This is a genomic window from Ferribacterium limneticum (assembly GCF_020510565.1).
In the GTDB taxonomy this organism is placed as follows: Bacteria; Pseudomonadota; Gammaproteobacteria; order Burkholderiales; family Rhodocyclaceae; genus Azonexus; species Azonexus limneticus_B.
Genome location: NZ_CP075189.1, coordinates 756,921 through 782,009, shown reverse-complemented (window position 1 = coordinate 782,009; position 25,089 = coordinate 756,921). Strand labels below are relative to the sequence as shown.

Below are 25,089 nucleotides of genomic sequence, written 5' to 3'. Positions count from 1 at the left end.
TTATCCGTATCTAAATTGCGCTGAGCGTGCCGTGCCCAGCGTTTTTTCAACGCAATTTAGATACAAATCAGCATTTTCAAATACAAAAGAAAAACGGGGCGGCTATGCCGCCCCGTTTCAACCAATTACTTGGCGCCTTGACTCAGGCTGATCACGTAAGCTGACAGCAGATGCACCTTGGCGTCGCCCAGGAATTCCTTCCAGGCAGGCATCTGGTTCTGACGACCCTTGGTGATCGTTTCGGTGATGGTCGCTTCAGAAGAACCATACAACCAGATCTTGTCGGTCAGATTGGGAGCACCGACAGCGGCCATACCCGTGGCTTCCATGCCGTGGCAACCGACGCAACCTGCAGAGGCAAAGGTTTCCTTGCCCTTGGCAGAACGCACGGAGTCATTCGGCAGGCCAGACAGCGAACGGACGTAGTTGGCCAGATCCTTGATGCTATCTGCACCCAACTGCTCATGCGGAGGCATGACGCCCATACGGCCGTTGGAAATGGTTTCCTTGATCTGATCCGGCTCACCGCCATACTGCCAGTCAGCGTCGGTCAGATTCGGGAAACCCTTGGCACCACGCGCATCAGCACCGTGACACTGCATGCAGTAGGTCAGGTACAGGCGCTTGCCCATTTCCATGGCTTGCTTGTCGCCGGCAACAGCCTTGACATCCATGGCCATGAACTTGTCGAACAGTGGCTTGACCGTAGCATCCATCTTGTCGACTTCTGCCTTGTGCTGACCACCTGACGTCCAGCCCAGCATGCCCTTGTAATTACCCAAGCCCGGATACAGCGCGAGGTAAACGAAGGCGAAGATAACCGTGATGATGAACATCCAGCTCCACCACTTGGGCATTGGATTGTTGTACTCCTCCAATGTTTCATCCCAAACGTGCCCCATCGTCTTGCCTGGGGTGAAGGTCGCCTTACCCTGCATGTAGAGAAGAATTGCGCAGGCGAGAATGCTACCCACCACAATCACAACCACGTACATGTTCCAAAAATCGCTAACGAAATCGCTCATTTGCTTTCCTTTTTTCAGCGGGGGTGCGACGGCTTTGACGTCGCACCCTGATCATCATGCTCCGCGAACGGCAAGTTGGCAGCTTCCTCAAACCCCTTCTTGCTACCCTTGCCGTAGGCCCACCCCACGATTCCCAGGAAGCAAAGCAACCCGACAACCGTAACGATGGAACGCAGATCGTTGATGTCCATGGCTATTACTTGACGTTCTTCAGTGCCGTACCCATGCCCTGTAGGTACGCAATCAGGACGTCGAGTTCGGTCTTGTCACCGATAGCTGCCTTGGCACCCTTGATCTCTTCGTCAGAGTAGGTAGGAATACCGCGGACATTGGCGTAGGTGCGCATGACCTGCATCTTCTTCTCGATGTCGGCGCCAACCGAATCCTTGGCCTTGGTGTTCCCCAGGAAGGCGAAGGCAGGCATGTTGGACTCGGGAACCACGTCACGAGGATTGATCAGGTGAGCGCGCTGCCACTCGTCAGAGTAACGGCCGCCAACGCGATGGATGTCAGGACCGGTACGCTTGGAGCCCCACTGGAACGGGTGATCATAAACGTACTCGCCCGCAACTGAGTAGTGACCGTAGCGCTCGGTTTCGGCACGGAACGGACGAATCATCTGTGAATGGCAGTTGTAGCAGCCTTCACGGATATAAATGTCGCGACCAGCAAGACGCACAGCATCGTACGGCTTGGTGCCTTCAACCGGAGTCGTGGTGGATTTCTGGAAGAACAGCGGAACAATTTCCAGCAAACCACCCCAGATCACAACCAACAGCGTAAGAATGATAAGGAGCGTTACGCTCTTTTCAATTTGTTCGTGTTTGAGCATTGTTATTCCCCCCTAATCAGGCGTGATGACCAACCGGAACGATCACCGGCGTGTCCTTGGTGTTTCCACCAGCCATGGTCTTGAACATGTTGTAGGCCATGATCAGCATACCGCCTAGGAACAGAACACCACCCAACCAACGGATCGCCCAGAACGGGTAGGAACCCTTGACGGACTCGACGAAGCTGTAAGCCAGCGTGCCGTCAGCATTAACTGCACGCCACATCAGCCCCTGCATAACGCCGGAAATCCAGGTAGAAGCGATATAGAGCACAGTGCCAATAGTCGCAACCCAGAAGTGGGTCGTCATTAGCTTGGTGCTATACATTTCGGTCTTGCCAAAGAGCTTCGGTAGCAGGTAGTACATGGAGCCGATGGAAACCATCGCCACCCAGCCAAGAGCACCGGAGTGCACGTGACCAACAGTCCAGTCCGTGTAGTGCGACAGCGCATTGACCGTCTTGATCGACATCATCGGACCTTCAAACGTAGACATACCGTAGAAGGAGAGCGAGGTGATCAGGAACTTCAGGACAGGATCGTCGCGCAGCTTATGCCAGGCACCGGACAGGGTCATGATGCCGTTGATCATGCCACCCCAGGACGGAGCCAGCAGAATCAGCGAGAAGACCATACCGACAGACTGAGTCCAGTCAGGCAGAGCGGTGTAATGCAGATGGTGAGGGCCCGCCCACATGTACGTAAAAATCAGCGCCCAGAAGTGAACCACGGACAGACGATAAGAGTAAACCGGGCGACCAGCTTGTTTCGGCACGAAGTAGTACATCATGCCGAGGAAGCCAGCTGTCAGGAAGAAGCCTACAGCGTTGTGGCCATACCACCACTGAATCATGGCATCCTGAACACCGGCGTAGGCCGAGTAGGACTTCAGGTACGAGACCGGCAGCACAGCGCTATTACCCAGGTGCAACAGGGCAACGGCGATGATCATCGCGCCAAAGAACCAGTTCGCCACATAAATGTGAGAAACAGTCCGCTTGCCGATGGTGCCGAAGAACACAATTGCGTAGGAAACCCAGACCAGCGTGATCAGGATATCAATTGGCCATTCCAGCTCGGCATATTCCTTACCCTGGGTAAAACCCAAGGGCAAAGTAATTGCAGCCAACAGAATGACAAGCTGCCAACCCCAGAAAGTAAATGGAATCAGCGGACCACCCCACAAGCGGGTGTGCCCGGTGCGCTGAACACACCAGTAAGACGTTGCAAACAGAGCGCAGCCACCAAACGCGAAAATAACAGCGTTGGTATGCAACGGGCGTAAACGGCCAAAGTGCAGGAAGCCAATATTCAGCTCCGGCCAGACCAACTGCGCGGCGATGATGACACCAACCAGCATGCCAACAATGCCCCAAATAACAGTCATGACAGCGAATTGCCGTACGACTTTATCGTTATATGTGGTTTTCGTTCCAGACATGAACCCACCTCTCGTAAAGAAAAAACGGAATGCCCACCTCCCTTAACCCAAGGGGGCACATGGAAAGCGATGTTATTCTAGTTCAGGGGCGCTGTTTTGACCTAGATCAACCTACCTATTATCTAAGGCAGATAGTCCAAAATATCTAGGTGTGGCGCTTGACATGCGGAGCCAGGACAAAAAAAGGGTGCGTCGTAACGCACCCCAACCCCAACAGAGAATTGCAGTGAAGCGCTCGCTTCACAATGAGGTTATTTTGCCTAGCGTTGCCGCCTCCTACGTTGACGCAGGTCAACCATTCTCTCGTTTGTTAATTTCTGCTGGATCGACTGGTGGCTTTGGTTGATCTTCGTCCATCAGCACACGAAATCCCGGCCCTTCGAGGTCATCGAACTGGCCGCTGCGCACTGACCACCAGAAAGCCAAGGCGATCCCGAAAACCAGAAGAACCGAAACCGGGATAAGTAGATATACACTTTCCATCAATCTGTCTCCACACGCTGAATGCGCAGTGAATTGAGGACAACCAGCAACGAACTGGCCGACATGCCGATGCCGGCAATCCAAGGAGTTACGTAGCCCGTTATAGCCAATGGCAGAGCAACAAAATTGTACGCGAAGGACCACCAGAGATTCTGGCGGATCACTTGCAGGGTTTTCCGGGCCCGCCGCAAACCGTGACGCAGGTGATCCAGGTTTTCGGAGAGAAGAATGAAATCAGACTGTGTTCTGGCCAGTTGTGCGCCCCCGCCCATGGCGACGGAAACCTGTGCCAGAGCCAGAACCGGCGCGTCATTGACACCATCGCCGAGCATGGCAACAACGGCCCCCTCCGCCTGAAGGCCGGTGACACAATCGTGCTTGCCCTGCGGAGTAACACCCGCCCGAACGTCGGTGATTCCCAGCTTGCTGGCAACACGATTAGCCACTGCTGGCGCATCGCCAGTCAACAGAATCACTTTTTTTCCCGCCGCCCTAAGTTCCGCGATCAAGGCCGCCGACTCATGGCGCAACTCGTCGCCGATCCGGAACAGTGCCAAGCAACCGTTTTCATCTGCGAGCACAACAACGGTATCGCCGCTTTCCAGCCAGTCAAGGGCGGCATCCGGCAGTTTGGCGGCGCTCAGCGCGAGTGCATAGTCCGGGCGACCGATGCGGCAACGACGACCGGCAACGAGCGCCTCGATGCCCTGCCCGGGCTCGCTGACCACCTCGGATGTTTCAAGCAATTGCTCTCCTGCCGCCTGACGCAGGGCGGATGCTACCGGGTGTTCCGAGGCGTGTTCGAGGGCGGCGGCGATGACGAGGCACTCCTCCCGGCTTGCTCCAGCCATCGGAAAGACGTCTACCAGATGCATGTGCCCAGTCGTCAAGGTACCCGTTTTATCAAAGACAAAATGGGTTGCTCTGGCCAAGGTTTCAATGGCATGCCCGCGCGTTACCAGCAGGCCGTCCTTGGCTAGCGCCCCCGCCGATACGGTCAGCGCAATCGGCGTCGCCAGCGACAGGGCGCACGGGCAAGTAACGACGAGGACCGAAACGGTGATCCACAACGCCTTCGAGGGATCGACGAAATACCAGCCAACCGCGACAAGAATTGCCACGGCAAGCAGCGCCGCGACGAAATAGCTGGCGATACGATCCGCCAGCACAACGATTTTCGGCTTTTCAGCGGCGGCCCGCTCCATCAACTGAATGATGGCCGACAGCCGTGTACCTTCGCCGACCTGCTCGACCTGCACAACCAGCGGGCTCTCGGCATTGATTGAACCGCCGGTGACTGGCTCGCCGGGCGACTTTGGCACGGGCTTGCTCTCGCCCGTCAGCAAAGCCTCGTTGGCACAACTAACGCCTTCGATCACTCGCCCATCGGCGGGGACGATATCGCCAGCCCGAACCATGACGTAGTCACCCTGACGCAGGTCGGCGACAACACATTGTTCAGTGTCACGGTCAACCGGAAATTTTGGCATTTTTTGGGCAAACGCCGGGAGCAGCCTAGCTAGCGCTTCCGTCACGCTGACCGCCTTCTGGCGTGCCGTCATTTCCAGATAGCGGCCACCAAGAAGGAAGAAGATGAACATCGTGACCGAATCAAAATAGACCTCGCCGGCCTGCACAAAGGTGGCCCAGCAACTGGCAACAAAAGCTGCACCGACGCCAAGCGCCACCGGCACATCCATGCCGACCCGGCGCAGCTTGATATCGCGCCACGCATTGCGGAAGAACGGCGCCGAGGAATAGAAAATGACCGGCACAGTGAGCAACAGGCTGGCCCAGCGCATCAGGCTTTCGATGTCAGGCGCCATATCACCGTCGGCGATATAGACCGGATAGGCGTACATCATCACCTGCATCATGCCGAAGCCGGCGACCCACAGGCGCCACATGGCGTCGCGCCGTTCCTTGCGGGAGATTTCCTCGTTCTTGGCCGCATCGTACGGGTAGGCGCGATAACCGATGGCAGCGATGGCGCCGAGAATATCCGAGAGCTTGATGCGGGTTTCGTCCCAGCGCACGCGCGCCCGGCGGGTCGTGTAATTGATATTGACCGCCGTCACGCCGGGCAAGCGGCCGACATGTTGTTCGTTCAACCAGATACAAGCGGAACAGGTGATGCCCTCAAGCAGCAACGAAGCTTCGCGCTCGTTTTGCCCAAGCTCCTTGACAAAGCTTTTCTGGAACTCGGCGTGATCGTACATGACCAGTTGATCGAGGATCGCCGGCATCGCTTCGCGCGGCGACTCGGGCATCGCGTCGCGGCTACGGTAGTAGTCCGCCAGCCCGTTATCGACAATCGATTGCGCAACCGCCTGGCAGCCGAAACAGCACATGGCCCGCGGCTCGCTGTCGATTTTTACCGACAGATCGACATCGTCGGGAATCGGCAGGCCACAGTGATAACAGGAAGCGGAGGGCATCAAATAAAAAGGCACCGAAGTGCCTTTTGGGTCAAGGACGGAGCCGAAGTATAGTTTATTTGACGCCCATCCGGATGGCGCCATCCAGCCGGATGACTTCGCCATTGAGGTAGGCATTCTCCGCGATATGCCTGACCAGTGCGGCGTACTCGGCCGGCTTGCCCATACGTGTCGGGAACGGCACCATTTTGTTCAGCGAGTCCTGCACCTCGGGCGGCATGCCGAGCAGCATCGGCGTCTCCATGATGCCCGGTGCGATCGTCATGCAGCGGATGCCACTACGCGCCAGTTCGCGGGCAACCGGCAAGGTCAGCGCGACGATGCCGCCCTTCGAAGCAGCGTAGGCGGCCTGACCGAGCTGGCCTTCGTAAGCGGCAACCGACGCGGTATTAATAATCACGCCACGCTCGCCACCGACATCCGGCTCATGCTTCATCATGGCATCAGCCGCCAGGCGGATCATGTTGAAAGTACCGACCAGATTGATATTAATCACCTTGGCGAAGCTCTCCAGCCGATGTGGCCCCTCCTTGCCAAGCACCTTCTCGGCAGGAGCCACGCCGGCGCAGTTCACCAGGCCATGCAGCGCGCCAAATTTCGAAATTGCCGTATTTATCGCGTTGACCGCAGAAACCTCATTCGCCACATCGGTTTCGACAAAACAGGTATTCGCGCCCAAGTCTGCCGCCATCTTTTCGCCAGCCTGACGATTCAGGTCGACCAGCACCACCTTCGCCCCTGCTTCCGCCAAAGCACTCGCCGTCGCTGCGCCCAGACCAGAACCCGCGCCGGTTACCAGAAAAACCTTGTCCTTGATTTGCATGCCACTCTCTCCTGAATAATTATCTTTTTCCAGACGGTACCGTATGGAAAGAAAGCACATATTACTCCTCGAAGTCGCGATCGAAAATGGCCTCACCGTGCGCCCCCGCCTTGCCGTGATGCTATGATCGATAAATATCCCGACCAATCAAGGCGCTATCCGACCATGTCCGCGCAGGCCACATCCGACAGACCCGGGCCAACCGTTCTCGTCATCGACCCGTCGGCGAGCAATAGAGCTTTGATCTGCGAGTGCCTTCGCCAGTTGCCGGAAGTCCGGACCATGGCCACCGGAGATGGTGACCAGGCGCTGCAGATGTTCCGCGAAACCTGGCCCAGCCTGGTTCTGCTCGACACCACCCAGCAGGACACCAACGGCATCGAATTGACGCGAAAAATCCGCGCCTGGGAGCTATCCAGAATTGAAACCGGGATTTCGCCATGGACGCCGATCGTCTTTCTCTCCTCGGTCACCGATGAAGACACCCTCGCTCAGGGAATCCTGGCCGGCGGTGACGACTTCCTGAGCAAGCCCGTCTCGGAAGTCGTGCTATTGGCCAAGGTGCGCGCCATGCTGCGCATTTCGACCCGGCAACAGGAAATTTGCGAAGTCCATCGCCAACTCAAGGAAATCGCCATTCTCGACAGCCTCACCGGCATCCCGAATCGCCGCCACTTCGATGACACCCTGGCCGTCGAATGGAAGCGTTGCATCCGCAACGACACGCCGCTCAGCATCGTCCTCAGCGACGTCGATTTCTTCAAGCAGTTCAACGATATCTATGGCCATCAGGCCGGCGATTTCTGCCTGAAGGCAGTAGCCAGTTCGCTCAGCGAATCGCTCTTTCGCGTCGAAGACACTGTCGCCCGTTACGGCGGCGAGGAGTTCGTCGCCATCCTGCCCGGCACCGATGCCAATGGCGCCTACGCCGTCGCCGAACGCATGCGCCAATCGGCCCGCGACCTGCACATCCCGCATGAACGCGGCATTGACGGCCGGGTTTCCTGCAGTTTCGGTGTTGCCAGCACGCTACCGAGCACAGAAAAAGCACCACAGCAACTGGTCAAAACGGCGGATGCCAGCCTTTACGCCGCCAAAAGCGCCGGCCGTAATCGGGTCATACTCAATCTCGAGTAATCGCCTCGCCGAAAATGAAAAAGCCCACACGAGGTGGGCTGAATCAAGATGGTGCCGCTTGCCGGAATCGAACTGGCGACCTTTTCATTACGAATGAACTGCTCTACCAACTGAGCTAAAGCGGCAAACCAAGGTCGCGAATTCTACAGCAGCTGATCTGTACGGGCAACAAGGAGTGTTCCGAATCGCCATCCTGCGACGCGATCACGACCACCGTCACCATCCCGAAGGCTCGGATATTCATTTCAAATGCCTTTTGCGGCCGTTGTAGAAGCACAGCGTAGAATCACGGGTTTTCCGGCAACGCCCATATCGAATGAATCTACTCCGCGCCCTGGCCACGGTCAGTGGCATGACCCTTCTCTCCCGAATACTCGGCTTCGCCCGTGACTTTGTCATCGCCCGTACCTTCGGCGCCGGGTTGGCCACCGATGCTTTCTTTGTTGCCTTCAAGCTACCCAATCTGCTACGCCGGATGTTTGCCGAAGGCGCATTTTCCCAAGCCTTCGTCCCTATCCTTGGCGAATACAAGAACAAGGGCAGCGAGGAAGATACGCGCACGCTGGTCGACCATGTCGCCAGCCTGCTTTCGATAGCGCTGTTTGCCGTCACCGCGCTGGGGGTGGCTCTGGCCCCCGTGCTGGTCTGGATTTCAGCTCCCGGCTTTGCCGAAGACACGGACAAGTTCGAACTGACGGTGACGCTGACCCGCATCACCTTTCCGTACATTTTCTTCATGTCGCTGGTCGCACTGTCTGGCGGCATTCTCAACAGCTGGAGCCGTTTCGCCCTGCCGGCTTTCACGCCTGTGCTGCTTAACCTTACCTTCATCGGCATGGCCCTTTTTGCCGCCCCCTATTTCGATCCGCCGGTGCTGGTTCTGGGTTGGGCGGTATTTCTCGGCGGCCTGCTGCAACTGGCCATCCAGATTCCCGCCCTGAAGAAAATCGCCATGCTGCCGCGCCCCTCGCTGAACTGGCGCGCAGCCTGGGCCGACCCCGGGGTGCGCCGGATTACGATGCTCATGGCACCGGCGATGATTGGCGTCTCGGTGTCGCAGATCAGCCTGCTCATCAACACCATTTTTGCTTCGTTCCTCAAATCCGGCAGCGTTTCCTGGCTTTATTACGCCGACCGTCTCATGGAATTCCCTTCCGGCCTCCTCGGCGCGGCGCTGGGGACCATCCTTCTGCCCTCGCTATCGCGCTATCACGCGAGCAACAACCCTGTCGAATATTCGCGGCTGCTCGACTGGGGCCTGCGCCTGACCCTGCTGCTCGCCGCCCCGGCCGCCCTAGCCCTGGCCATCCTGGCCGTGCCGCTGATCTCGGCCCTGTTCTATCACGGCGCTTTTTCAGCCGACGACGTCTTCCGCACCAGGGAAGCGCTGGTCGCCTACACCGTCGGCCTGACCGGCATGATTCTCGTCAAGGTGCTGGCCCCCGGCTTTTATGCCCGCCAGAACATCAAGACGCCGGTGCGTATCGCCCTCATTTCACTGGCTGCCACGCAGTTCATGAACCTCGCCTTCGTCGGCTGGCTCGAACATGCCGGACTGGCCCTGTCGATCGGCCTCGCCGCCTGCCTCAACGCCCTGATGCTCTATCGCGGCCTGCGTCGGCTGGAAATCTACCAGCCGCAGGCCGGATGGCTGATTTTCAGCGGCAAGCTGCTGCTCGCCCTGATCGTCATGGGCGCGGCCCTGTGGTTTGGTATGGGCCAGGAAAAAAGCTGGTTGCAAAGCAGCTTCGTCGACCGGACAATCCATTTGTCTTGGCTGGTTCCCCTCGGCGCCACCACCTATTTCGCCACACTATGGATTCTTGGCTTCCGTCCGCGGGATTTCAAACGCCAGGCGGCCTAATCAGAAGAGGTTACGATGAAACTGACCAGCACCAGCTTTGCGGATGGGCAAAAAGTCCCGGGGGAGTTCGCCTTTTGCACCCCTGATCCGGCTCGTCACGTCTGCCTTGGCAAGAACGAGAACCCCAATCTGGCATGGAGTGACGTCCCTGCCGGCACAAAATCCTTTGTCATTATCTGCCACGACCCGGACGTCCCAAGCAAGGGCGACGACGTCAATCAGGAAGGCCGAACCGTTCCCGCGGCCCTGCCCCGGGTCGATTTCTTCCACTGGGTTCTGGTCGACCTGCCAGCCACGACTGGCGAGATCAAGGCGGGCGAGTTCAGCAACACCGTCACCCCGCGCGGCAAGCCGGGGCCACAGACAACACAAGGCGGCCGCCAGGGCATCAATAACTACACCGACTGGTTCGCCGGCGACCACGACATGAGCGGCGACTACTACGGCTACGACGGCCCCTGCCCGCCGTGGAACGACGAAATCATCCATCACTACATCTTCACGGTGTATGCACTGGATATTGAAAAGCTGCCGCTCGAAGGCAAGTTCGGCGGACCGGAAGTCCGCGCCGCCATACAGGGCCACATTCTGGCCGAAGCCAGCCTGACCGGCACGTATACGCTGAACGCCAGCCTGCAAGCCTGATTTTCGTATCCGTTAACGCCAAAGGCCATGCAATCGCATGGCCTTTGTCTTTTCTAGCCGGCGGGCGCCTTACTTGGCCAGCCCCTTGCAACCGCCAACCGTGTTGCCGTTACACGGCACCGAGGTCTCCCGATTGATCAGCCACTTGCCATTGACCTTGATCATCTCGAGCGTCTTCTGCGTCGTGTCGTTGTAGCCCTTCGACTGATAGACCTGGCGGAATTCGGCGAAGGCGCGGTCGTTACCGTCCATCCTGACTTTCATGTCCTGGATATCGACATTGATGCTGTCGCGCGGGGCGATGCGACCGCGGCGCAGTTGCGCCCAGTCTTCGCGGGTCAGACCACCGTCCGGGGTGAAGGTCGGGGCGTAGAAGGCGCTGTAGGCGGCGTAGTCTCTGGCCGACCAGGCGGCAGCCCAGGATTTGACCTGGCTCTGGATGCCGGCTTCGGGGCTGGCGATAGCGGGAGCCGCTGCCATGAGCGGAGCACGGCTGGCGTTGAGGGCGGCGGCTTTGGCGTTGAGTTCGTTACGGTCAGGCAGGCCGAGGGCGACGGGGTCATTCGGGCAGAGTTGGCTGGGGTCAACGTCGGCGAGTTCGCTGTTGTCCGGGGTGGCGGCGTCGAGGCGTTGCAGGCCGAGCTGTTCGAGCAGCGTGCCCATGCCGGCGTAGGTGCGCAGGTAGGCGAGGCTCAGGTCGGTGTCGGCGTTGATATTGGCGCGGCGGGCGGCAAGGAGTTCGTTTTCGGTGTCGAGGAGGTCGAGCAGGGTGCGTTGGCCGACGTTGAACTGGTCACGGTAGGCGTCACGGGTCTTTTCCAGGAGGGTGACCTGGCGGGCGTTGAAGGTGGTTTGTTCCTTGAGGCGCTGGACGTCGTTATAGGCGATGAGGAGCGTTTGCCGGGTGTCGCGGCAGGCTTTTTCGCGGAGGTCGAAGGCGAGGTTTTTCTTTTCGATGGTCTGCTTTTCGCGGGCACGATCGGAGCCGCCGTTGAAGAGGTTCCAGCTAACGACGAGTTCGGCGACGTTGTGGTGGCGGTCACCGGTGTCACCGAGGTAGTTGCGGGTGTTGTCGGTGCGGGCGCGGAAGTCGAGCTTCGGGGAGTAGGCGGCGCGCCGGTTGTTGATTTCGTATTGGCTGGCTTCGATGTTTTCGGTGGCGGCTAAGAGCGCGGGGTTTTTGCGGTGCAGGGTGTCGAGGGCAACTTTGGCCTGGGCCGGGATGGCGGTGTTGAGTTCGGCCGGGGGAGCGATGGCGTCGGCGGGGTGCTGGCCGACGAGGCGCTGGTAGCGGGCGCTGACGTCGTGGAGGTTGGCGCTTTCGGTGATCAGGTTGATTTCAGCGAGGGCGAGGCGGCTGCCGGCTTGTTCGAAGTCGACACGACGGCCGACGCCGCTTTGGGTGCGTCGTTCGATCTGGTCGTAGGTGGCTTTGTGCTGGATGTAGTTGTCTTTGGCGAGGTCGACGAGGTGGCGGTAGCGCAGGACGTCGAGGTAGGCGCGGCCGGCTTCGAGGGCGGTGGTTTCGGAGGCGTCGAGGAGTTCGTAGTAGCGGACGATGCGGGCTTTGTCGAGGCGGCGGACTTCGTTGCGCGTGGCGAAGCCGTCGAAGAGCATTTGGTTGAGGCTGAGCATGACGCCGCTGCGGGTGTAGTCGCGGTCGGCGGCGGTGGGTTGGCGCAGGCTTTCGCGGCCGGAGCCGGCGGTGAGGTCGACACGCGGGAAGTAGCCACCGCGGGCGACGCCGATTTCTTCGTCAGCGGCGCGGTAGGCGTGCCACTTGGCGGTAACTTCCGGGCTGTTGAGGACGGCGCGTTGGGCTACTTGTTTTAGGGTGGCGGGGGCTGCAATGGCGCTCGGGATCGACTCTGCCGCATTTGCCAGGACAGGAAATGCGACGGTTACCAGCAAGGAAAGGAGTTTTTTCATTTTCATGGAGGATAATCAGCAAGGTTTTGGCCGGATTATAGAGATTAGCCATTGGGCGAATGTGAAATAACCGACGTTTCCAACCTGATAATTCAACGACTTGACGCGTCCATTGCGTAACAAAACTGCGCTACTCCGCTGGCTGGCCACAGTCGTCGCCATAGGCATGCTCTCTTTGAGCGGGCTGCCCTTGGCACTGGGCGTGGACTTTGACCGGCTGCAACAGGTGTTGCTCAGCCGTTTTGGCGCCGACCGGGTACCGTTGTTGATCGATTGGCAGCGCATGCTCGGCGAAGAGCGCAAGGCGCCGGAAATGGACAACCTGCGGCGCGTCAATGACTTCATCAATCGGCGAATTACTTTCGACGACGACATGTCGGTGTGGGGCCAGAACGACTACTGGGCAACGCCGACCGAAACAATTGGCCAGGGGCGCGGTGATTGTGAGGATTTCTCCATCGCCAAGTATTACTCGTTGATCGATCTCGGCATACCGATCAACAAACTTCGTCTGGTCTACGTCAAGGCAGCACAGACGGGGCCGGCGGGAACCTTCCTCCAAGCGCACATGGTGCTGGCCTATTACGCCACACCGACGGCGGATCCGCTCGTCCTCGACAACCTGAATCCCCAGATCCTGCCCGCCTCGCGACGCAGCGATCTTTCACCCATTTTCAGTTTCAACAGCGCGGGGCTGTGGCAGGGCACCGGCAACAATGCCAGCAAGAGCAATCTTTCACGCTGGCAGGATTTGCTGGCCCGGGCGCGCGCTGAAGGCTTCCAGTGAGGTAATCGACATGTCCTTATTCCGACAACTCTGGCTCGCGGTGATCGCCAGCGCCGTTATCGCGTTTGCCGGCAGCTTCATCGTCAGCACGCTGACGGCTCGCCATTATCTGGAGCGCCAGTTGGCCATCAAGAACAATGACAACGCCGCCACCCTGGCGCTGGCCATGTCGCAACTCGATAAGGATCCGGTCACGGTCGAACTACAGGTCGCAGCCGTTTTCGACAGTGGCCAGTATGCCGTTGTCCGCCTGATCGACCCGAACGGCAAGAGCATGATTGAAAAAACCAGCCCGCAGGATGCCGGAAGAGTGCCCGACTGGTTCATCCGTGTTTTCCCGATTGACTCGCAGCCTGGTCAAGCCCAAGTTTCGTCCGGCTGGAACCAGTTTGGCACGATAGAACTGGTCAGCCACAGCCATTTTGCCTACACCGAACTATGGAGTGGTGCCCTCAAATTGCTCTGCTGGTTCGCCATCGGCGGCGGCCTGATGGGCCTCCTCGGCATGCACTTCCTGCGCAGCATACGGCGGCCACTCGACGCCGTGGTCGGGCAGGCGCAAGCCATCAGCGAAAGGCGCTTCACAACCATCAGCGAACCTTCGACACCCGAGCTAAAAAGTCTGGCCAGTGCGATGAATGCCATGGTCGACCGCCTCAAGGCGATGTTTGCCGAAGAGGCGGCCCGCCTCGAGCAGGTACGCCGCGAAGCGAACCTCGATAGCCTGACCGGCTTGGCCAACCGGGCCTTTTTCATGAACCAGTTGGCTGCCGCCCTCAGTGACGACGACGCAGCTGCCTCCGGTTCGCTGGTCTTGCTGCGTCTGGCCGATCTGGCCGGCATCAACAAGCGGTCCGGTCGGGAAATGGCCGATGAACTGCTGAGTCGACTCGGCAGCACCCTGAACGGACTGGCTGCGGAAAAGCCCAATGCCGCCGCCGCCCGCCTAAATGGTGCCGATTTTGCGCTGCTCCTGCCGGGCGTCCAGGATCCCGCGCCGTATGCCGAGATACTGCTTCACGCACTAAACGACCTGACTGCTGCCGGACTGATCGACGGCGAACGCATCGGCCACATTGCCAGCGGCGTCTATCTGCACGGCCAGACGATAGGCAGCCTGTTGTCGCGCGTCGACACCGCGCTGGCATCGGCCGAGGGCCAGAGCGGGCTGGCCTGGTGCCGTGCCGAGAGAGATTGCGATCAACATGCAACTTCCAACGCTGACTGGAAGAAACTACTCGAAGGCGCCATCCAGACCCAGCGCCTGCGCCTGATCGATTTCCCGGTAGCCGGCAACGCCGGGCAATTGCTCCACTTCGAATGCCCGCTTCGCCTGCAAACCACTGAGGACGGCGAATGGCTGACCGCCGGCAGCTTCATGCCGATGGCCTCGCGGCTATCGATGACTACCGAGCTCGATCTGGCTGCTGCCCGCCTGGCGCTGGAGCGCATAGCCGCTGGCGCACCGGCCGTTGCGGTCAACCTCTCCGGGGAGTCCATTCTGGATGCCTCGTTCCGCGCCCGACTGTTCGCCCAAATCGCTGCCCGCAAGGATCTGGCCCCGCGTCTCTGGCTGGAAGTGTCGGAAATCGGCGCCTTCCAGCATTTTGATGAATTCCATGCGTTCTGTGACGCGCTGCGCCCTCTCGGCTGCCGCCTCGGTATCGAACACTTCGGCCGTCAATTCAGCGAAATAGGCCGCCTGCACGGCATCGGCCTCGATTATCTGAAGGTCGATGGCAGCTTCATCCGCGCCATCGATACCCAGGCAGGTAACCAGGCCTTCATCAAGGGCCTGTGCAGCATCGCGCATAACATTGGTTTGACCGTGATTGCCGAAGGCGTCCAGACCGCCGAGGAACTGGCCATCCTGCCCGAACTGGGCTTCGACGGCGCTACCGGCCCCGCCGTCCCGAGGAATTGAACGATGAGCACCGAAATCGAACTCAAGCTTCAACTCAGCCCGAAGGCAGCGCGCAAACTGGCCGATCATCCGTTGCTCGCCAACATCGAGTCGCAGAAACTGCATTTGCTGAACACCTATTTCGACACGCCGACACGGGAGCTTCATGCCCGGCGCGTTGCCCTACGGTTGCGTAAAAAGGGCTGGCAATGGCTGTGCACCGTCAAATCGGCTGAGCCGGCCAGCGGCGGACTGGCCATGCGCAGCGAATGGGAAGCGCCGGCCACACCGGGCATCTTCGATTTCAGCCACGTGGATGCCAACGATTTCCGTGTCTTTCTCGAGCAGCGCGTCAATCAGTTCGAGCCCATTTTCACCACCGATTTTCGCCGTCAGGTCTGGAGCGTGCCATTCGGCGAATCGCTGATTGAGCTGGCCATCGACCGCGGCCAGATAGAGAGCCGTGGTCAGCGGACGCCGATCTGCGAAATCGAACTCGAACTGCTTTCGGGCCAGGTCGATGACATCTTCAACCTGACCCGCCAGCTTCAAAAAGACTTCGATCTCTTCCCCGCCATCGCCAGCAAAGCTGAACGTGGCTACGCCTTGTTTCTCAATGAGCCGCTCCGCCCATTCAAAAGCAAACCGGTGCCAATCAACGAGCAGCAGGCACCCATCGAGGCCTTTCGCAGCATCGCGCTGGGCTGCCTGGAACATTTCCAGCGCAACGAAAAAGGACTGCTATTGGGTGACGAAGCTGAATTCATCCACCAGGCCCGCGTCGCGCTACGCCGCCTGCGTTCGGCGATCAAGCTCTTCGCCCCGGTGCTGCCACCTGAATTTGTCGCTGCCTATGGCCAAACCTGGCAAACGCTGGCTGGAGCCCTGGGCGATACGCGCAATTGGGACGTCTTCCTCGAAGAAACCCTTCCGCCCATCGCTGAAGCCTTTCCGGAAAATCGCGACATCAAGCGCCTGCGCAAAGCAGCGCAACGCCGCGCCAGCAGCGCCCGAAAATCCGTCATCGGCCTGCTCGCAGTTAAGGAATATCCGCGCCTGCTGCTCGAATTCACCGCCGCCGTATACACGCTGGGCGATACGCTACCGCTGCCGATCAAGGATTTCGCCCAACAGCAAATCCGCAGCCACGCCCGAAAAGCCCGCCGCATGGCCAGTCGGCACGCCGAACTCAGCCCGGAGGAACGCCACAAAATGCGCATCGCCTTCAAGAAGCTGCGCTACACGCTGGAGTTCTTTGCCCCTCTCCTCCCGCCACGCAAGCTCAAGCCCTATCTGGCTGCGCTATCGCAACTGCAGGACGAACTTGGCCTGATCAACGACCACGTCACCGCAGAGGCGCTGATAGCCGAAGCCCTCAAGGGGCGCCCGATTGGCCCGATCCACGGCTGGATTTCCGGTCGACACGCCCTGCTGGTCAGTGAATTGCCTGAAGTGCTGCAGACATGGCTAGCTCAAAGAACGCCGTAAGCCCCGGGCAAAACAAAGCCGGAAAGATTTTAATTTTTACCGTTTTTCCCGGTTGACCGTAGTAACAACCTTCTTAAGGTTCAAAACTTGGCGCCATGTGCCCCTTACCGTCACCCAAACCTGCCAGCCCTTTACTGCAGGTTACAGGTACCAATAGAGAAATTACAGTGAACAGTCCTTACGCCTCTACTGGAACTGAATGTTGCATCGGCGTTTTGTGCTTCGGCAATAGTTGTCGGCGACGCGCCGGTTGAGTTGCATGATTGCAAGACAACGGGAAACAACAAGGTAGTGTCGTTCGCCGCCCCGGCAACAGCAGCACTGCGGGCCACGGCCGTTGCCTCATCCAAGCAGGCGGCATCCGCTGATCTTTCGATGTAAGTTCGGTATTGGGGGATTGCGATGGCTGCCAGAATTCCAATGATCGCAACCACAATCATCAGTTCGATCAGAGTAAAACCTTTCTGCATCGTTTTCATGTGGATGCCCCCCCAAGGACATATCTCGAATTCCGAATACTGCTGCACTTGTTTCAAACAGCGCTGAGTAGGCGTTCGAGAGTCAGGCCTGGAATCATGAACGCCGCATCGGGTGCTAACAGCACGGACTAGCAGAAAGCAGAACTTAACCATTTGGCTTGCAGCGATGGTCAGATCAAACACGAAAATATTCCATTGACGGCAGAAAAACCAAATCGACGCCTAAAAAAAGCCGGAGCATCTACCCCGGCTTTTTCTAAATAAGGGCTAACCCCTATTTATCTATGCTACTCAGCATCAGGGAGCGGCGACAGCATTCAAGACGCAAGTACTTGAACCAGAGTTACAGGTAGTAGTTCTGATAATAGCGGCGTTGCCACGCGTTTGCGGCGTGAAGGTGATAGGGGCATTGTCTGCATAGTTCTGAATAGTCGGGGCGGCGGCAAGTGCAAGGCAGGCGGAGTTAGCGAAAGCCGGTGCATTCTCATTGTTAGCCAAAAGAGCAACCGCCGAACTCATATAAGACTTCGCCTCGGCCTCGCATGCACCGTTGGCGGAGCGCTGGGTGTAATCACGATATTGCGGCAGTGCAATGGCAGCCAGAATACCAATGATGGCGACAACGATCATCAGTTCGATCAGGGTAAAACCTTTTTGAACGTTCTTCATTTGAATCTCCTTTTAGTGACAAGGCGGGAAAGCCGCTGATTTACCTATAACAGTTTCCGTGCCAGGTTTTGGAAACGCAGCATAAATGCCCCCTGACTTTCGCAAATCCTTTGTCACTCATAGGCTTGGCCGTATTCATACGGTAACTGCAAATAAACGTAGTGCCCAAGCACCCAAAAAGACATGACAATTTGCGTCACCCTGAGCGGACGCAATGCGGCAGGCATGGGCATAAGGGCTGTGAAATATGGCAAATACAACACCAGCCAGATAACCCGACGATGATTCAGCAGTCAACCTGATGAGTTTTCAGGAAAGCGCTGGCGTATCGGCGGTAAACCTGGCTGCTGATGAAAACTTCATGCAGAGCCGGGTCGATATGGCCGTTCTGGCTGAATCGTTCGAGGATGACTAGTGCTTCAGAGAGCCTCATGCCGTCCTTGTACGGCCGGTCCTTGGCGGTGAGCGCTTCGAAGATATCGGCGATGCCCATGATCCTGGCCTGCCAGCTCATGTTTTCGCGCTTGAGGCCTTTGGGGTAGCCTTTGCCGTCCATCCGTTCGTGATGGCCGCCGGCGTATTCGGGGACGTTTTTGAGGTGTCGCGGCCACGGTAGCTGTTCGAGCATCTTGATGGTGGCGACGATGTGGTGGTTGATGATGTCGCGCTCGGCTCGGGTCAGAGTGCCGGAGCGGATGGTCAGGTTTTCGAGTTCGTCGTCGCTGAGGAATGGCACTTCCTCTCCGTCGGCGTTGCGCCAGCGATACTCGGCAGCGATTCGCCGGACCTGCCCGATGTCGTCATCGGACATTTTTTCGCAGCCGATATTGGCGCGATGCAGAATCCCACGGTCAACCGGAATTTTTTGGCAAAAATGAAAAAAGATTCGCTCTGCTTCGGCCGGCGGAACCCCTTCGGCGATGCCTTTCCATTTACGAATTTCGGCATCGCGCTTGACGACCTCAAAACGCGTGTCGATGAGATGAATGCGGTCGTAAATGGTTTGCAGCTTGGTGGCTTTATCGACGATGTGCACCGGCGTCGTGACCTTGCCGCAATCGTGCAGCAGCGCGGCGATGCGCAGTTCGTAGCGGTCCTTGTCGGTCAGCTTGAAATCAGCGAGCGGACCTTCGCGGGTGGCGTCGGCGGCTTCGGCGAGCATCATGGTCAGCTCCGGCACTCGCTGGCAGTGGCCGCCGGTGTAGGGCGACTTTTCGTCGATGGCCAGGTTGATGAGTTTGACGAAGGACTCAAAAAGCGCTTCGAGTTGCTGGACGAGTTGCCGGTTGCTCAGGGCGATGGCGGCCTGCGAGGCAAGCGATTCGGCTAGGCGCTGGTCGGCCTGGGAGAATTCGCTGACCGCCCCATCCGTTGGACTGAGTGAGTTGATCAGTTGCAGCACGCCGATGATTTCGCCCTCGTGGTCCTTCATCGGCACGGTCAGGAAGGATTGCGAGCGATAGCCGGTGCGCGCGTCGAACTGGCGCGTACCGGAAAAATCAAATCCCTCGGCGCTATAGGCGTCGGCGATATTGACCGTCTTGCCGGTTATGGCGGCATAGGCGGCGACCATGCAGTCGTTGGGCGAACCGTCATCGCGATAAAGCGGCAGGTCCGGGAACTTGCCCGAGGTTGGCTGATCGCTGGAACCGCCGAAGGCCAGATGCAGGGAGTCGGTGCGGACAATTTCGAAATGCAGATGGCGCCGGTCGTCCGAGAGCAGATAAAGCGTGCCGCCATCGGCCCGGGTAATCTGCTTGGCGGCGAGAACAATCTTTTCGAGCAGCAGCTTGATGTTGCGCTCGCTGGACAAGGAGGCACCGATGTCGTTGAGTTGTTCCAAACGGCGAAACAGATCGTCGGAAGTTTCCATGAAGGATAGTGCCCGGTCAGAGCTCTAGAATCTGGTTGTTCTGCAGCATGCCGGGCGAGAAAGCCTGAAGACAGCGGTTGATTTCTTCCATGGTGGCCTCGACCTGCCCGGGCTTCAGATGCGTGATGTGGATCTGGCACGGATGCGTCATTTTTTTCAGTTCTGCCGCCAGCATCTCTGGCCAGTAGTGCCTGGACAGTTCGGCCAAGCGCGCCTCATGGTTGGGGAAAGCGCATTCGACAATCAGGTGACGCAGATTCGGGATCGCATTCACGGCTTGCCAGAAAGCATCGCACGGGCCGGTATCGCCGGAAAAAACCAGGCTGGCGGCACCGGAATCGAGTCGATAGCCGACGGCGGGAACGGTGTGATCAGCCGGCAAAGCCGAAACGTGGCGTCCTGCAAAGGTGACCGTTTCGGCCAACTCGATGCTGCGATAGCGCATGAAGGGCCGCTCAGTCGATGGTACGGTCGAAAAATCAGGCCAGATCGCCCAGTTGAAAATATGCTGGCGCAGGCTATCGAGCACCGCCGGCGTGCCGTAAACGGTCAGCGGCCTGTCGCGGCGATCGGCCACGGTATCGATCATCATCGGCAACGCAGCGATGTGATCAAGGTGTGCATGGGTCAGGAAAACGTGGTCGATCGCGGCCAGTTCGGCTATCGACAAGTCGGTGATGCCGGTACCGGCATCGATCAGGATGTCGTGGTCAACGAGAAAAGAGGTGGTTCGTTGGTGCCTGCCACCGATGCCGCCACTGCAACCAAGTACGCGAAGCTTCATGCTTGTTGGGCCTGCCGAAAAGTTGGGCCGTCTGCGGATTCCCCGGGTACTGGCCGACGCGGATTGTAACGCTCCACCCCCAAACCGGCCCAGTCCCCGGCCAAAAAACACGCGCTCAGTGCTTGAGGAAAAACTCCATCTTGATGCCGGCGATCTCAATCACATCATGGTCGCCCAGCGGAACAGCCTGCGCATCGAGCGCCTTGCCATTGACGACGGGGAACTGCCGCCCTTCGACATGCGTAATGAAATAACCATGCGGCCGCTTGGCAATCACCGCCACCTGCAAGCCGGGCTTGCCCAGCGTCGTCAGCGTCTTGGTCAGATCCAGTTCCTTGCCGGCATTCGGACCATTCAAGAGTTGGATGGCCGCCGCCATGCCGGGCACCGGCGCCTTGGGCTGGGAGGCCATGCCGATGCTGGATCGGCTCATGTTTTCCGTCGGTGCCAGTTGCAGCTCGGAAGGCAGCTTGAGCGAACCCGAACGGATCGCCGCGTTCTTTTCAAAATCACTGGCCGCCGCCCCCGCCTGCAGGTCGGCCATGTACTTGAGCTTGTACTTGCCCAGCTCGATGATGTCGTTGTTGCGCAGGAAATGCTTCTTGATCGGTTGACCATTGACCAGCGTGCCGTTGGTGCTATTGAGGTCCTCGAGGAAGGAATCAGCAAGAATGGTGACAACCACGGCGTGCTCGCCGGAGATCGCCAGATTGTCGATCTGGATGTCGTTCTGTGGCTTGCGGCCAATGGTCAGGCGCTCCTGGTTGAGCTGAATCTCCTTGAGCACCAAGCCATCCATAGAAAGGATCAGTTTTGCCATCTTGCCTTCCTCATATCACTGCAAACGGGCCAGCAGCCGCTGCCACCAACCCTTGGGCGAAGCAAAATCGCCCACCACCTTGACCAGTATGACCGACACATTGTCTCGTCCGCCATGGGCGTTGGACATGTGCACCAGATGATCTGCCGCCAACGCCAAATTTCCGCGCAGGGTGAGCAGGGTTACCGCAATCTCGTCATCTTCGATCATATCGTTCAGACCGTCCGAGCAAAGCATCACGATATCACCCGGAAAAACGTCGAAATCATGAACCTCGACCTCGACATCAGGATCCACCCCGAGCGCTCGCGTCACCAGATTCCGGTTTTCCGCATACCGAGCCTGTTCAGCAGTAATCATGCCATTATCAAGCTGTTCCTGTAAGAGGGAATGATCGCGGGTCAGTTGCTCGAAACATTCGCCGCGCAAGCGATACAGGCGCGAGTCGCCGACATGCGCGACACTCATCCGGTTGTTGTAAAACCACGCCATAACGAGCGTCGTCCCCATCCCCGTGTATTGCGAACAGCCTTGCGCCGCATTGAAGATGGCCAGATTGGCCGCCTTCACCTCATTGACGATATGCGCCTCGACACTTGCTGAATCGTGCAGGCCCCTCGTCAGAACGGCGGGAGAATTGATGATGGCGGCCACATCCTCGGCCAGACGGGTCGTCGCCAGTCCGCTCGCCACCTCGCCGGCGTTGTAACCGCCCATTCCATCGGCCAGGATGGCGACGCCCAGTCCGGCATCGGCATAGATGGCATCCTCATTGTGCGAACGGATCATGCCCGGATCGGTGCGCGTCACCATTTCCAGGGCGTCGGCCAGTCTCATTGGGCCAACCCGGTCAAAGCACACGTGTCCAAGGCTGGCTTTTCGACGTGCGGCATCAACGGGACAACTCGTATCCCGCGACGTTGATCTGCCCTTCTCCCCGCAGCCCCGAACATTTTTCCTCCGCCGATGGCTGTCCCCCAATCGTTTCGGGAACATAAAACCTTGCCATTCTTACCTGTCGCCACGTTTCGGTCAAACCTCATTCCATCGGTATGGGCTGACCCAGCCCGCTGGCCTCGGCGGCGGCCAGCACCCGCAGCGCGACAGCAAGATCCTGAATGGCCATCCCCTGCGACTCGAACAGCGTGATCTGCTCCACCGATGTCCGTCCGGCATGACGCCCGACAATCACCTCGCCCAGCTCCACTAATTGCCGGGCATGCAGTCGGCCTTTCTCGAGCAAGGGCAACAGATCACCAGCCTCGGCCAGCGCCGTCGGCACAGCATCGACAGTGATGAGGTCGCAGCGCCTGACGGCCGCCTCGGACAGCTCCTGGCGAATCAGTGAATTGGATCCGGCGGCATTGACGTGTGCCCCGGGTTCCAACCATGCGGCATCAAACAAAGGCAGCGCCGCCGTCGTCACCGTCCCGATCAGATCGCTGCCGCGCACCGTTTCCTCGGCGCTTTCGGCTGGCTCGACGGCAACACCTGTCGTTTCGCTCATGCGCCGACAGAAGTCCTGCAGCTTGTCGGCCTTGCGGCTGAATACCTTGACACGTTCGAGCGGCAAGGCGGCGCAGATTGCCCGGACATGGCCTTCGGCCTGCCAGCCAGCGCCGAACACACCGGCCACGCTGGCATCGGGCCGGGCCAGCCAGCGGGCCGCGACACCGCTCGCCGCACCGGTGCGGATCATGCCCAGATAGTCGGCCTCGATAACGGCCTTGAGCCGCCCGGTCGCAGCATCAAACAGATGGACCAGAAAACGGTTGCCGCTCTTGTTGCTGGTATACGCCTTGTAGCCGATCACGCCCTGCGCCGGGAGCGCCCCCTGCAAGATATGGAGCACCGTCTGCGGCAGGCGGCTGCGCGCCCGCGGGGTATCGATGGCCTGACCGCTGGCCAGGTCGCGATGTGCGGACTCGACTGCCTCAAGCGCCATTTCCACGGTCAACAGGTTTTTTACGTCATTTTCCGAAAGAAACAAGGCCACGATTTTCCCTTATACGATAGTGACGTCCTGGCGGGCGAGAATCCGTTTTTCCAGCCAGCGGCCGACGATAACAACCAGTAACGCGCCGACGATTCCGGCTACCTTGGCCGACCAATCCGGCAACTGCGGCAGGATGGCAGTGACGCCGGGATCGGAAAAAATCATTTGCCCGGCAACGTAGCCGAGCAAGGCAGCGCCAAGCAGGACGATGGACGGAAATCGCTCCATCCAGTGCAGGATCAGTTGGCTCGACCAGACAATCAGCGGGATGCTGACCGCCAGCCCGAAGAGCAGCAGCGCCAGACTGCCGTGAGCGGCGCCGGCAACGGCAATCACGTTGTCCAGGCTCATGACGAAATCGGCGACAACGATGGTTTTCACCGCCCCCCAAAGATTCGCCGAAGACTCGATATCATGCCCCTCCTCATCCTCGGGCAGCATAAGCTTGACGGCAATCCACACCAGCAGCAGGCCGCCGACGAGCTTGAGCCACGGCAGGTTCATGACCAGCGCGGCAAATACCGTGAGCACAACGCGCAGGCTGACGGCGCCGGCCACGCCCCAAAAAATGCCGGTGCGGCGCTGTTCGGGGGAAAGATTGCGGCAGGCCAGCGCAATGACCACGGCGTTGTCACCAGAGAGCACGATGTCGATCAGGATGATCTGGCCGACGGCGACCCAGAAAACGGCAGAAGTTAAATCAAGTTCCATAAAAACCAGGCGAAAAAAAGGCGGACACGCGGCCCGCCTTTTTGGTTGAGCTAGGCTCGAATTTTACAGCAAGGCCTTGAGCAGCTTGGCCATTTCGGACGGGTTGCGCGTCACGGTGAAGCCACAGGCTTCCATGATTTCCAGCTTGGCATCAGCCGTGTCGGCACCGCCGGAGATCAACGCACCAGCGTGACCCATGCGCTTGCCGGCCGGAGCGGTAACACCAGCGATGAAGCCAACGATCGGCTTCTTCATGTTTTCCTTGCACCACATGGCGGCTTCGGCTTCGTCAGGACCGCCGATTTCGCCGATCATGATGACGGCGTCGGTATCCGGATCGTCGTTGAAAGCCTTCATGACGTCGATGTGCTTCAGACCGTTGATCGGGTCACCACCGATACCGACGGCAGACGACTGGCCGAGACCGATTTCGGTCAGCTGACCAACGGCTTCGTAGGTCAGGGTGCCGGAACGGGAAACGACGCCGATGCGACCCTTGCGGTGGATGTGACCTGGCATGATGCCGATCTTCACTTCGTCCGGGGTGATCAGACCGGGGCAGTTCGGGCCGAGCAGCAGGGTCTTCTTGCCGCCGGCAGCTTCCTTGGCCTTCATCTTGTTGCGCAGGATGAGCATGTCGCGGACAGGGATGCCTTCGGTGATACAGATGGCCAGATCGAGGTCGGCCTCAACGGCTTCCCAGATCGCAGCGGCAGCACCCGGGGGCGGCACGTAGATGACGGAAACGGTGGCACCGGTTTCGGCCGCAGCTTCCTTGACGGAGCCGAAGATAGGAATATTGAAGATGCTTTCGCCAGCCTTCTTCGGGTTCACGCCAGCAACGAAGCATTCCTTGCCGTTGGCGTATTCCTGGCACTTTTCCGTATGGAACTGGCCGGTCTTGCCGGTGATGCCCTGGGTGATGATGCGGGTGTTCTTATTGATGAAAATGGACATTCAAT

22 protein-coding genes, 1 tRNA gene and 1 pseudogene are annotated in these 25,089 nt (G+C 58.8%); 6 read left to right on the top strand and 18 right to left on the bottom strand.

Annotation, left to right across the window (positions count from 1 at the left end; genetic code table 11):
* Nucleotides 1-125: 125 nt before the first annotated feature.
* The 7 genes from ccoP to KI610_RS03745 form a co-directional block, all read right to left on the bottom strand.
* Nucleotides 126-1,025, bottom strand: coding sequence for a cytochrome-c oxidase, cbb3-type subunit III (ccoP, locus tag KI610_RS03775; protein ID WP_226497355.1), 900 nt, complete (start codon nucleotides 1,023-1,025; stop codon nucleotides 126-128).
* A gap of 14 nt (nucleotides 1,026-1,039) precedes the next feature.
* Nucleotides 1,040-1,216, bottom strand: coding sequence for a cbb3-type cytochrome oxidase subunit 3 (locus tag KI610_RS03770; RefSeq protein ID WP_226497354.1), 177 nt, complete (start codon nucleotides 1,214-1,216; stop codon nucleotides 1,040-1,042).
* Between the two features lie 5 nt (nucleotides 1,217-1,221).
* Nucleotides 1,222-1,863, bottom strand: a complete 642-nt coding sequence (ccoO, locus tag KI610_RS03765; protein ID WP_226498502.1) for a cytochrome-c oxidase, cbb3-type subunit II — start codon at nucleotides 1,861-1,863, stop codon at nucleotides 1,222-1,224.
* Nucleotides 1,864-1,873: 10 nt separating this feature from the next.
* Complete coding sequence (ccoN, locus tag KI610_RS03760; RefSeq protein WP_226497353.1) at nucleotides 1,874-3,298, bottom strand: cytochrome-c oxidase, cbb3-type subunit I; 1,425 nt, start codon at nucleotides 3,296-3,298, stop codon at nucleotides 1,874-1,876.
* 291 nt (nucleotides 3,299-3,589) lie between these two features.
* Nucleotides 3,590-3,781: a cbb3-type cytochrome oxidase assembly protein CcoS gene (gene ccoS, locus KI610_RS03755; RefSeq protein ID WP_226497352.1), complete on the bottom strand. Its 192-nt coding sequence runs from the start codon at nucleotides 3,779-3,781 to the stop codon at nucleotides 3,590-3,592.
* A complete protein-coding gene (locus KI610_RS03750) occupies nucleotides 3,781-6,219 on the bottom strand; it encodes a heavy metal translocating P-type ATPase (protein WP_226497351.1) in 2,439 nt (812 codons plus the stop codon). Before KI610_RS03750 ends, ccoS begins: the two co-directional genes overlap by 1 nt.
* A gap of 55 nt (nucleotides 6,220-6,274) precedes the next feature.
* The gene (locus KI610_RS03745; RefSeq protein WP_226497350.1) at nucleotides 6,275-7,042 is read right to left on the bottom strand and encodes a 3-hydroxyacyl-CoA dehydrogenase; all 768 of its coding nucleotides are present in this window, start codon (nucleotides 7,040-7,042) and stop codon (nucleotides 6,275-6,277) included.
* 165 nt (nucleotides 7,043-7,207) lie between these two features.
* On the opposite strand from KI610_RS03745, the gene KI610_RS03740 reads away from it, so the two are divergent.
* Nucleotides 7,208-8,179: a GGDEF domain-containing response regulator gene (locus KI610_RS03740; RefSeq protein ID WP_226497349.1), complete on the top strand. Its 972-nt coding sequence runs from the start codon at nucleotides 7,208-7,210 to the stop codon at nucleotides 8,177-8,179.
* Nucleotides 8,180-8,228: 49 nt separating this feature from the next.
* Here the strand turns inward: KI610_RS03740 and KI610_RS03735 are convergent.
* A tRNA-Thr gene (locus KI610_RS03735) sits at nucleotides 8,229-8,304 on the bottom strand.
* Between the two features lie 191 nt (nucleotides 8,305-8,495).
* On the opposite strand from KI610_RS03735, the gene murJ reads away from it, so the two are divergent.
* Together murJ and KI610_RS03725 are read left to right on the top strand one after the other, a co-directional pair.
* On the top strand, nucleotides 8,496-10,043 hold the full coding sequence (murJ, locus tag KI610_RS03730) for a murein biosynthesis integral membrane protein MurJ (RefSeq protein ID WP_226497348.1): 1,548 nt from the start codon (nucleotides 8,496-8,498) through the stop codon (nucleotides 10,041-10,043).
* A gap of 15 nt (nucleotides 10,044-10,058) precedes the next feature.
* Nucleotides 10,059-10,688, top strand: coding sequence for a YbhB/YbcL family Raf kinase inhibitor-like protein (locus tag KI610_RS03725; protein WP_226497347.1), 630 nt, complete (start codon nucleotides 10,059-10,061; stop codon nucleotides 10,686-10,688).
* Between the two features lie 69 nt (nucleotides 10,689-10,757).
* Here KI610_RS03725 and KI610_RS03720 read toward each other — a convergent pair whose 3' ends face one another.
* Nucleotides 10,758-12,623, bottom strand: a complete 1,866-nt coding sequence (locus KI610_RS03720) for a TolC family outer membrane protein (RefSeq protein ID WP_226497346.1) — start codon at nucleotides 12,621-12,623, stop codon at nucleotides 10,758-10,760.
* Between the two features lie 106 nt (nucleotides 12,624-12,729).
* Here KI610_RS03720 and KI610_RS03715 point away from each other — a divergent pair, with 106 nt between their 5' ends.
* From KI610_RS03715 to KI610_RS03705, 3 genes are read left to right on the top strand one after another with little or no spacing between them, the layout of a single operon-like run.
* Nucleotides 12,730-13,404: a transglutaminase-like cysteine peptidase gene (locus tag KI610_RS03715; protein WP_226497345.1), complete on the top strand. Its 675-nt coding sequence runs from the start codon at nucleotides 12,730-12,732 to the stop codon at nucleotides 13,402-13,404.
* 10 nt (nucleotides 13,405-13,414) lie between these two features.
* Nucleotides 13,415-15,328, top strand: a complete 1,914-nt coding sequence (locus KI610_RS03710; protein ID WP_226497344.1) for a bifunctional diguanylate cyclase/phosphodiesterase — start codon at nucleotides 13,415-13,417, stop codon at nucleotides 15,326-15,328.
* A gap of 3 nt (nucleotides 15,329-15,331) precedes the next feature.
* On the top strand, nucleotides 15,332-16,795 hold the full coding sequence (locus KI610_RS03705) for a CYTH and CHAD domain-containing protein (RefSeq protein ID WP_226497343.1): 1,464 nt from the start codon (nucleotides 15,332-15,334) through the stop codon (nucleotides 16,793-16,795).
* A gap of 382 nt (nucleotides 16,796-17,177) precedes the next feature.
* Here the strand turns inward: KI610_RS03705 and KI610_RS03700 are convergent.
* The 9 genes and pseudogenes from KI610_RS03700 to sucD form a co-directional block, all read right to left on the bottom strand.
* Nucleotides 17,178-17,274: pseudogene (locus KI610_RS03700) on the bottom strand (prepilin-type N-terminal cleavage/methylation domain-containing protein); the annotation flags it as partial.
* A gap of 297 nt (nucleotides 17,275-17,571) precedes the next feature.
* The gene (locus tag KI610_RS20115) at nucleotides 17,572-17,943 is read right to left on the bottom strand and encodes a pilin (protein ID WP_404827462.1); all 372 of its coding nucleotides are present in this window, start codon (nucleotides 17,941-17,943) and stop codon (nucleotides 17,572-17,574) included.
* 286 nt (nucleotides 17,944-18,229) lie between these two features.
* Complete coding sequence (locus KI610_RS03690) at nucleotides 18,230-19,816, bottom strand: HD family phosphohydrolase (RefSeq protein ID WP_226497342.1); 1,587 nt, start codon at nucleotides 19,814-19,816, stop codon at nucleotides 18,230-18,232.
* Between the two features lie 16 nt (nucleotides 19,817-19,832).
* Nucleotides 19,833-20,600: a 3',5'-cyclic-nucleotide phosphodiesterase gene (locus KI610_RS03685; RefSeq protein WP_226497341.1), complete on the bottom strand. Its 768-nt coding sequence runs from the start codon at nucleotides 20,598-20,600 to the stop codon at nucleotides 19,833-19,835.
* Between the two features lie 115 nt (nucleotides 20,601-20,715).
* Complete coding sequence (locus KI610_RS03680; RefSeq protein ID WP_226497340.1) at nucleotides 20,716-21,420, bottom strand: FHA domain-containing protein; 705 nt, start codon at nucleotides 21,418-21,420, stop codon at nucleotides 20,716-20,718.
* A gap of 15 nt (nucleotides 21,421-21,435) precedes the next feature.
* Nucleotides 21,436-22,257: a Stp1/IreP family PP2C-type Ser/Thr phosphatase gene (locus KI610_RS03675; protein ID WP_226497339.1), complete on the bottom strand. Its 822-nt coding sequence runs from the start codon at nucleotides 22,255-22,257 to the stop codon at nucleotides 21,436-21,438.
* A gap of 202 nt (nucleotides 22,258-22,459) precedes the next feature.
* Nucleotides 22,460-23,416 (bottom strand): ornithine cyclodeaminase family protein, encoded by a 957-nt coding sequence (locus KI610_RS03670; RefSeq protein ID WP_226497338.1) that lies wholly within the window; start codon nucleotides 23,414-23,416, stop codon nucleotides 22,460-22,462.
* 9 nt (nucleotides 23,417-23,425) lie between these two features.
* A complete protein-coding gene (locus tag KI610_RS03665) occupies nucleotides 23,426-24,127 on the bottom strand; it encodes a TerC family protein (protein ID WP_226497337.1) in 702 nt (233 codons plus the stop codon).
* Nucleotides 24,128-24,190: 63 nt separating this feature from the next.
* On the bottom strand, nucleotides 24,191-25,084 hold the full coding sequence (gene sucD / locus KI610_RS03660; RefSeq protein WP_226497336.1) for a succinate--CoA ligase subunit alpha: 894 nt from the start codon (nucleotides 25,082-25,084) through the stop codon (nucleotides 24,191-24,193).
* Between the last annotated feature and the right edge of the window lie 5 nt (nucleotides 25,085-25,089).

Coding starts and splice junctions, on each gene's coding strand:
- KI610_RS03690 (WP_226497342.1), bottom strand. CDS start 19,816: ATGGAAACTTCCGACGATCTGTTTCGCCGTTTGGAACAACTCAACGAC.
- KI610_RS03720 (WP_226497346.1), bottom strand. CDS start 12,623: ATGAAAATGAAAAAACTCCTTTCCTTGCTGGTAACCGTCGCATTTCCT.
- KI610_RS03710 (WP_226497344.1), top strand. CDS start 13,415: ATGTCCTTATTCCGACAACTCTGGCTCGCGGTGATCGCCAGCGCCGTT.
- KI610_RS03680 (WP_226497340.1), bottom strand. CDS start 21,420: ATGGCAAAACTGATCCTTTCTATGGATGGCTTGGTGCTCAAGGAGATT.
- KI610_RS03740 (WP_226497349.1), top strand. CDS start 7,208: ATGTCCGCGCAGGCCACATCCGACAGACCCGGGCCAACCGTTCTCGTC.
- KI610_RS03750 (WP_226497351.1), bottom strand. CDS start 6,219: ATGCCCTCCGCTTCCTGTTATCACTGTGGCCTGCCGATTCCCGACGAT.
- KI610_RS03705 (WP_226497343.1), top strand. CDS start 15,332: ATGAGCACCGAAATCGAACTCAAGCTTCAACTCAGCCCGAAGGCAGCG.
- ccoS (WP_226497352.1), bottom strand. CDS start 3,781: ATGGAAAGTGTATATCTACTTATCCCGGTTTCGGTTCTTCTGGTTTTC.
- KI610_RS20115 (WP_404827462.1), bottom strand. CDS start 17,943: ATGAAGAACGTTCAAAAAGGTTTTACCCTGATCGAACTGATGATCGTT.
- sucD (WP_226497336.1), bottom strand. CDS start 25,084: ATGTCCATTTTCATCAATAAGAACACCCGCATCATCACCCAGGGCATC.
- ccoN (WP_226497353.1), bottom strand. CDS start 3,298: ATGTCTGGAACGAAAACCACATATAACGATAAAGTCGTACGGCAATTC.
- murJ (WP_226497348.1), top strand. CDS start 8,496: ATGAATCTACTCCGCGCCCTGGCCACGGTCAGTGGCATGACCCTTCTC.
- KI610_RS03665 (WP_226497337.1), bottom strand. CDS start 24,127: ATGGAACTTGATTTAACTTCTGCCGTTTTCTGGGTCGCCGTCGGCCAG.
- KI610_RS03770 (WP_226497354.1), bottom strand. CDS start 1,216: ATGGACATCAACGATCTGCGTTCCATCGTTACGGTTGTCGGGTTGCTT.
- KI610_RS03675 (WP_226497339.1), bottom strand. CDS start 22,257: ATGAGACTGGCCGACGCCCTGGAAATGGTGACGCGCACCGATCCGGGC.
- KI610_RS03725 (WP_226497347.1), top strand. CDS start 10,059: ATGAAACTGACCAGCACCAGCTTTGCGGATGGGCAAAAAGTCCCGGGG.
- ccoP (WP_226497355.1), bottom strand. CDS start 1,025: ATGAGCGATTTCGTTAGCGATTTTTGGAACATGTACGTGGTTGTGATT.
- KI610_RS03745 (WP_226497350.1), bottom strand. CDS start 7,042: ATGCAAATCAAGGACAAGGTTTTTCTGGTAACCGGCGCGGGTTCTGGT.
- KI610_RS03685 (WP_226497341.1), bottom strand. CDS start 20,600: ATGAAGCTTCGCGTACTTGGTTGCAGTGGCGGCATCGGTGGCAGGCAC.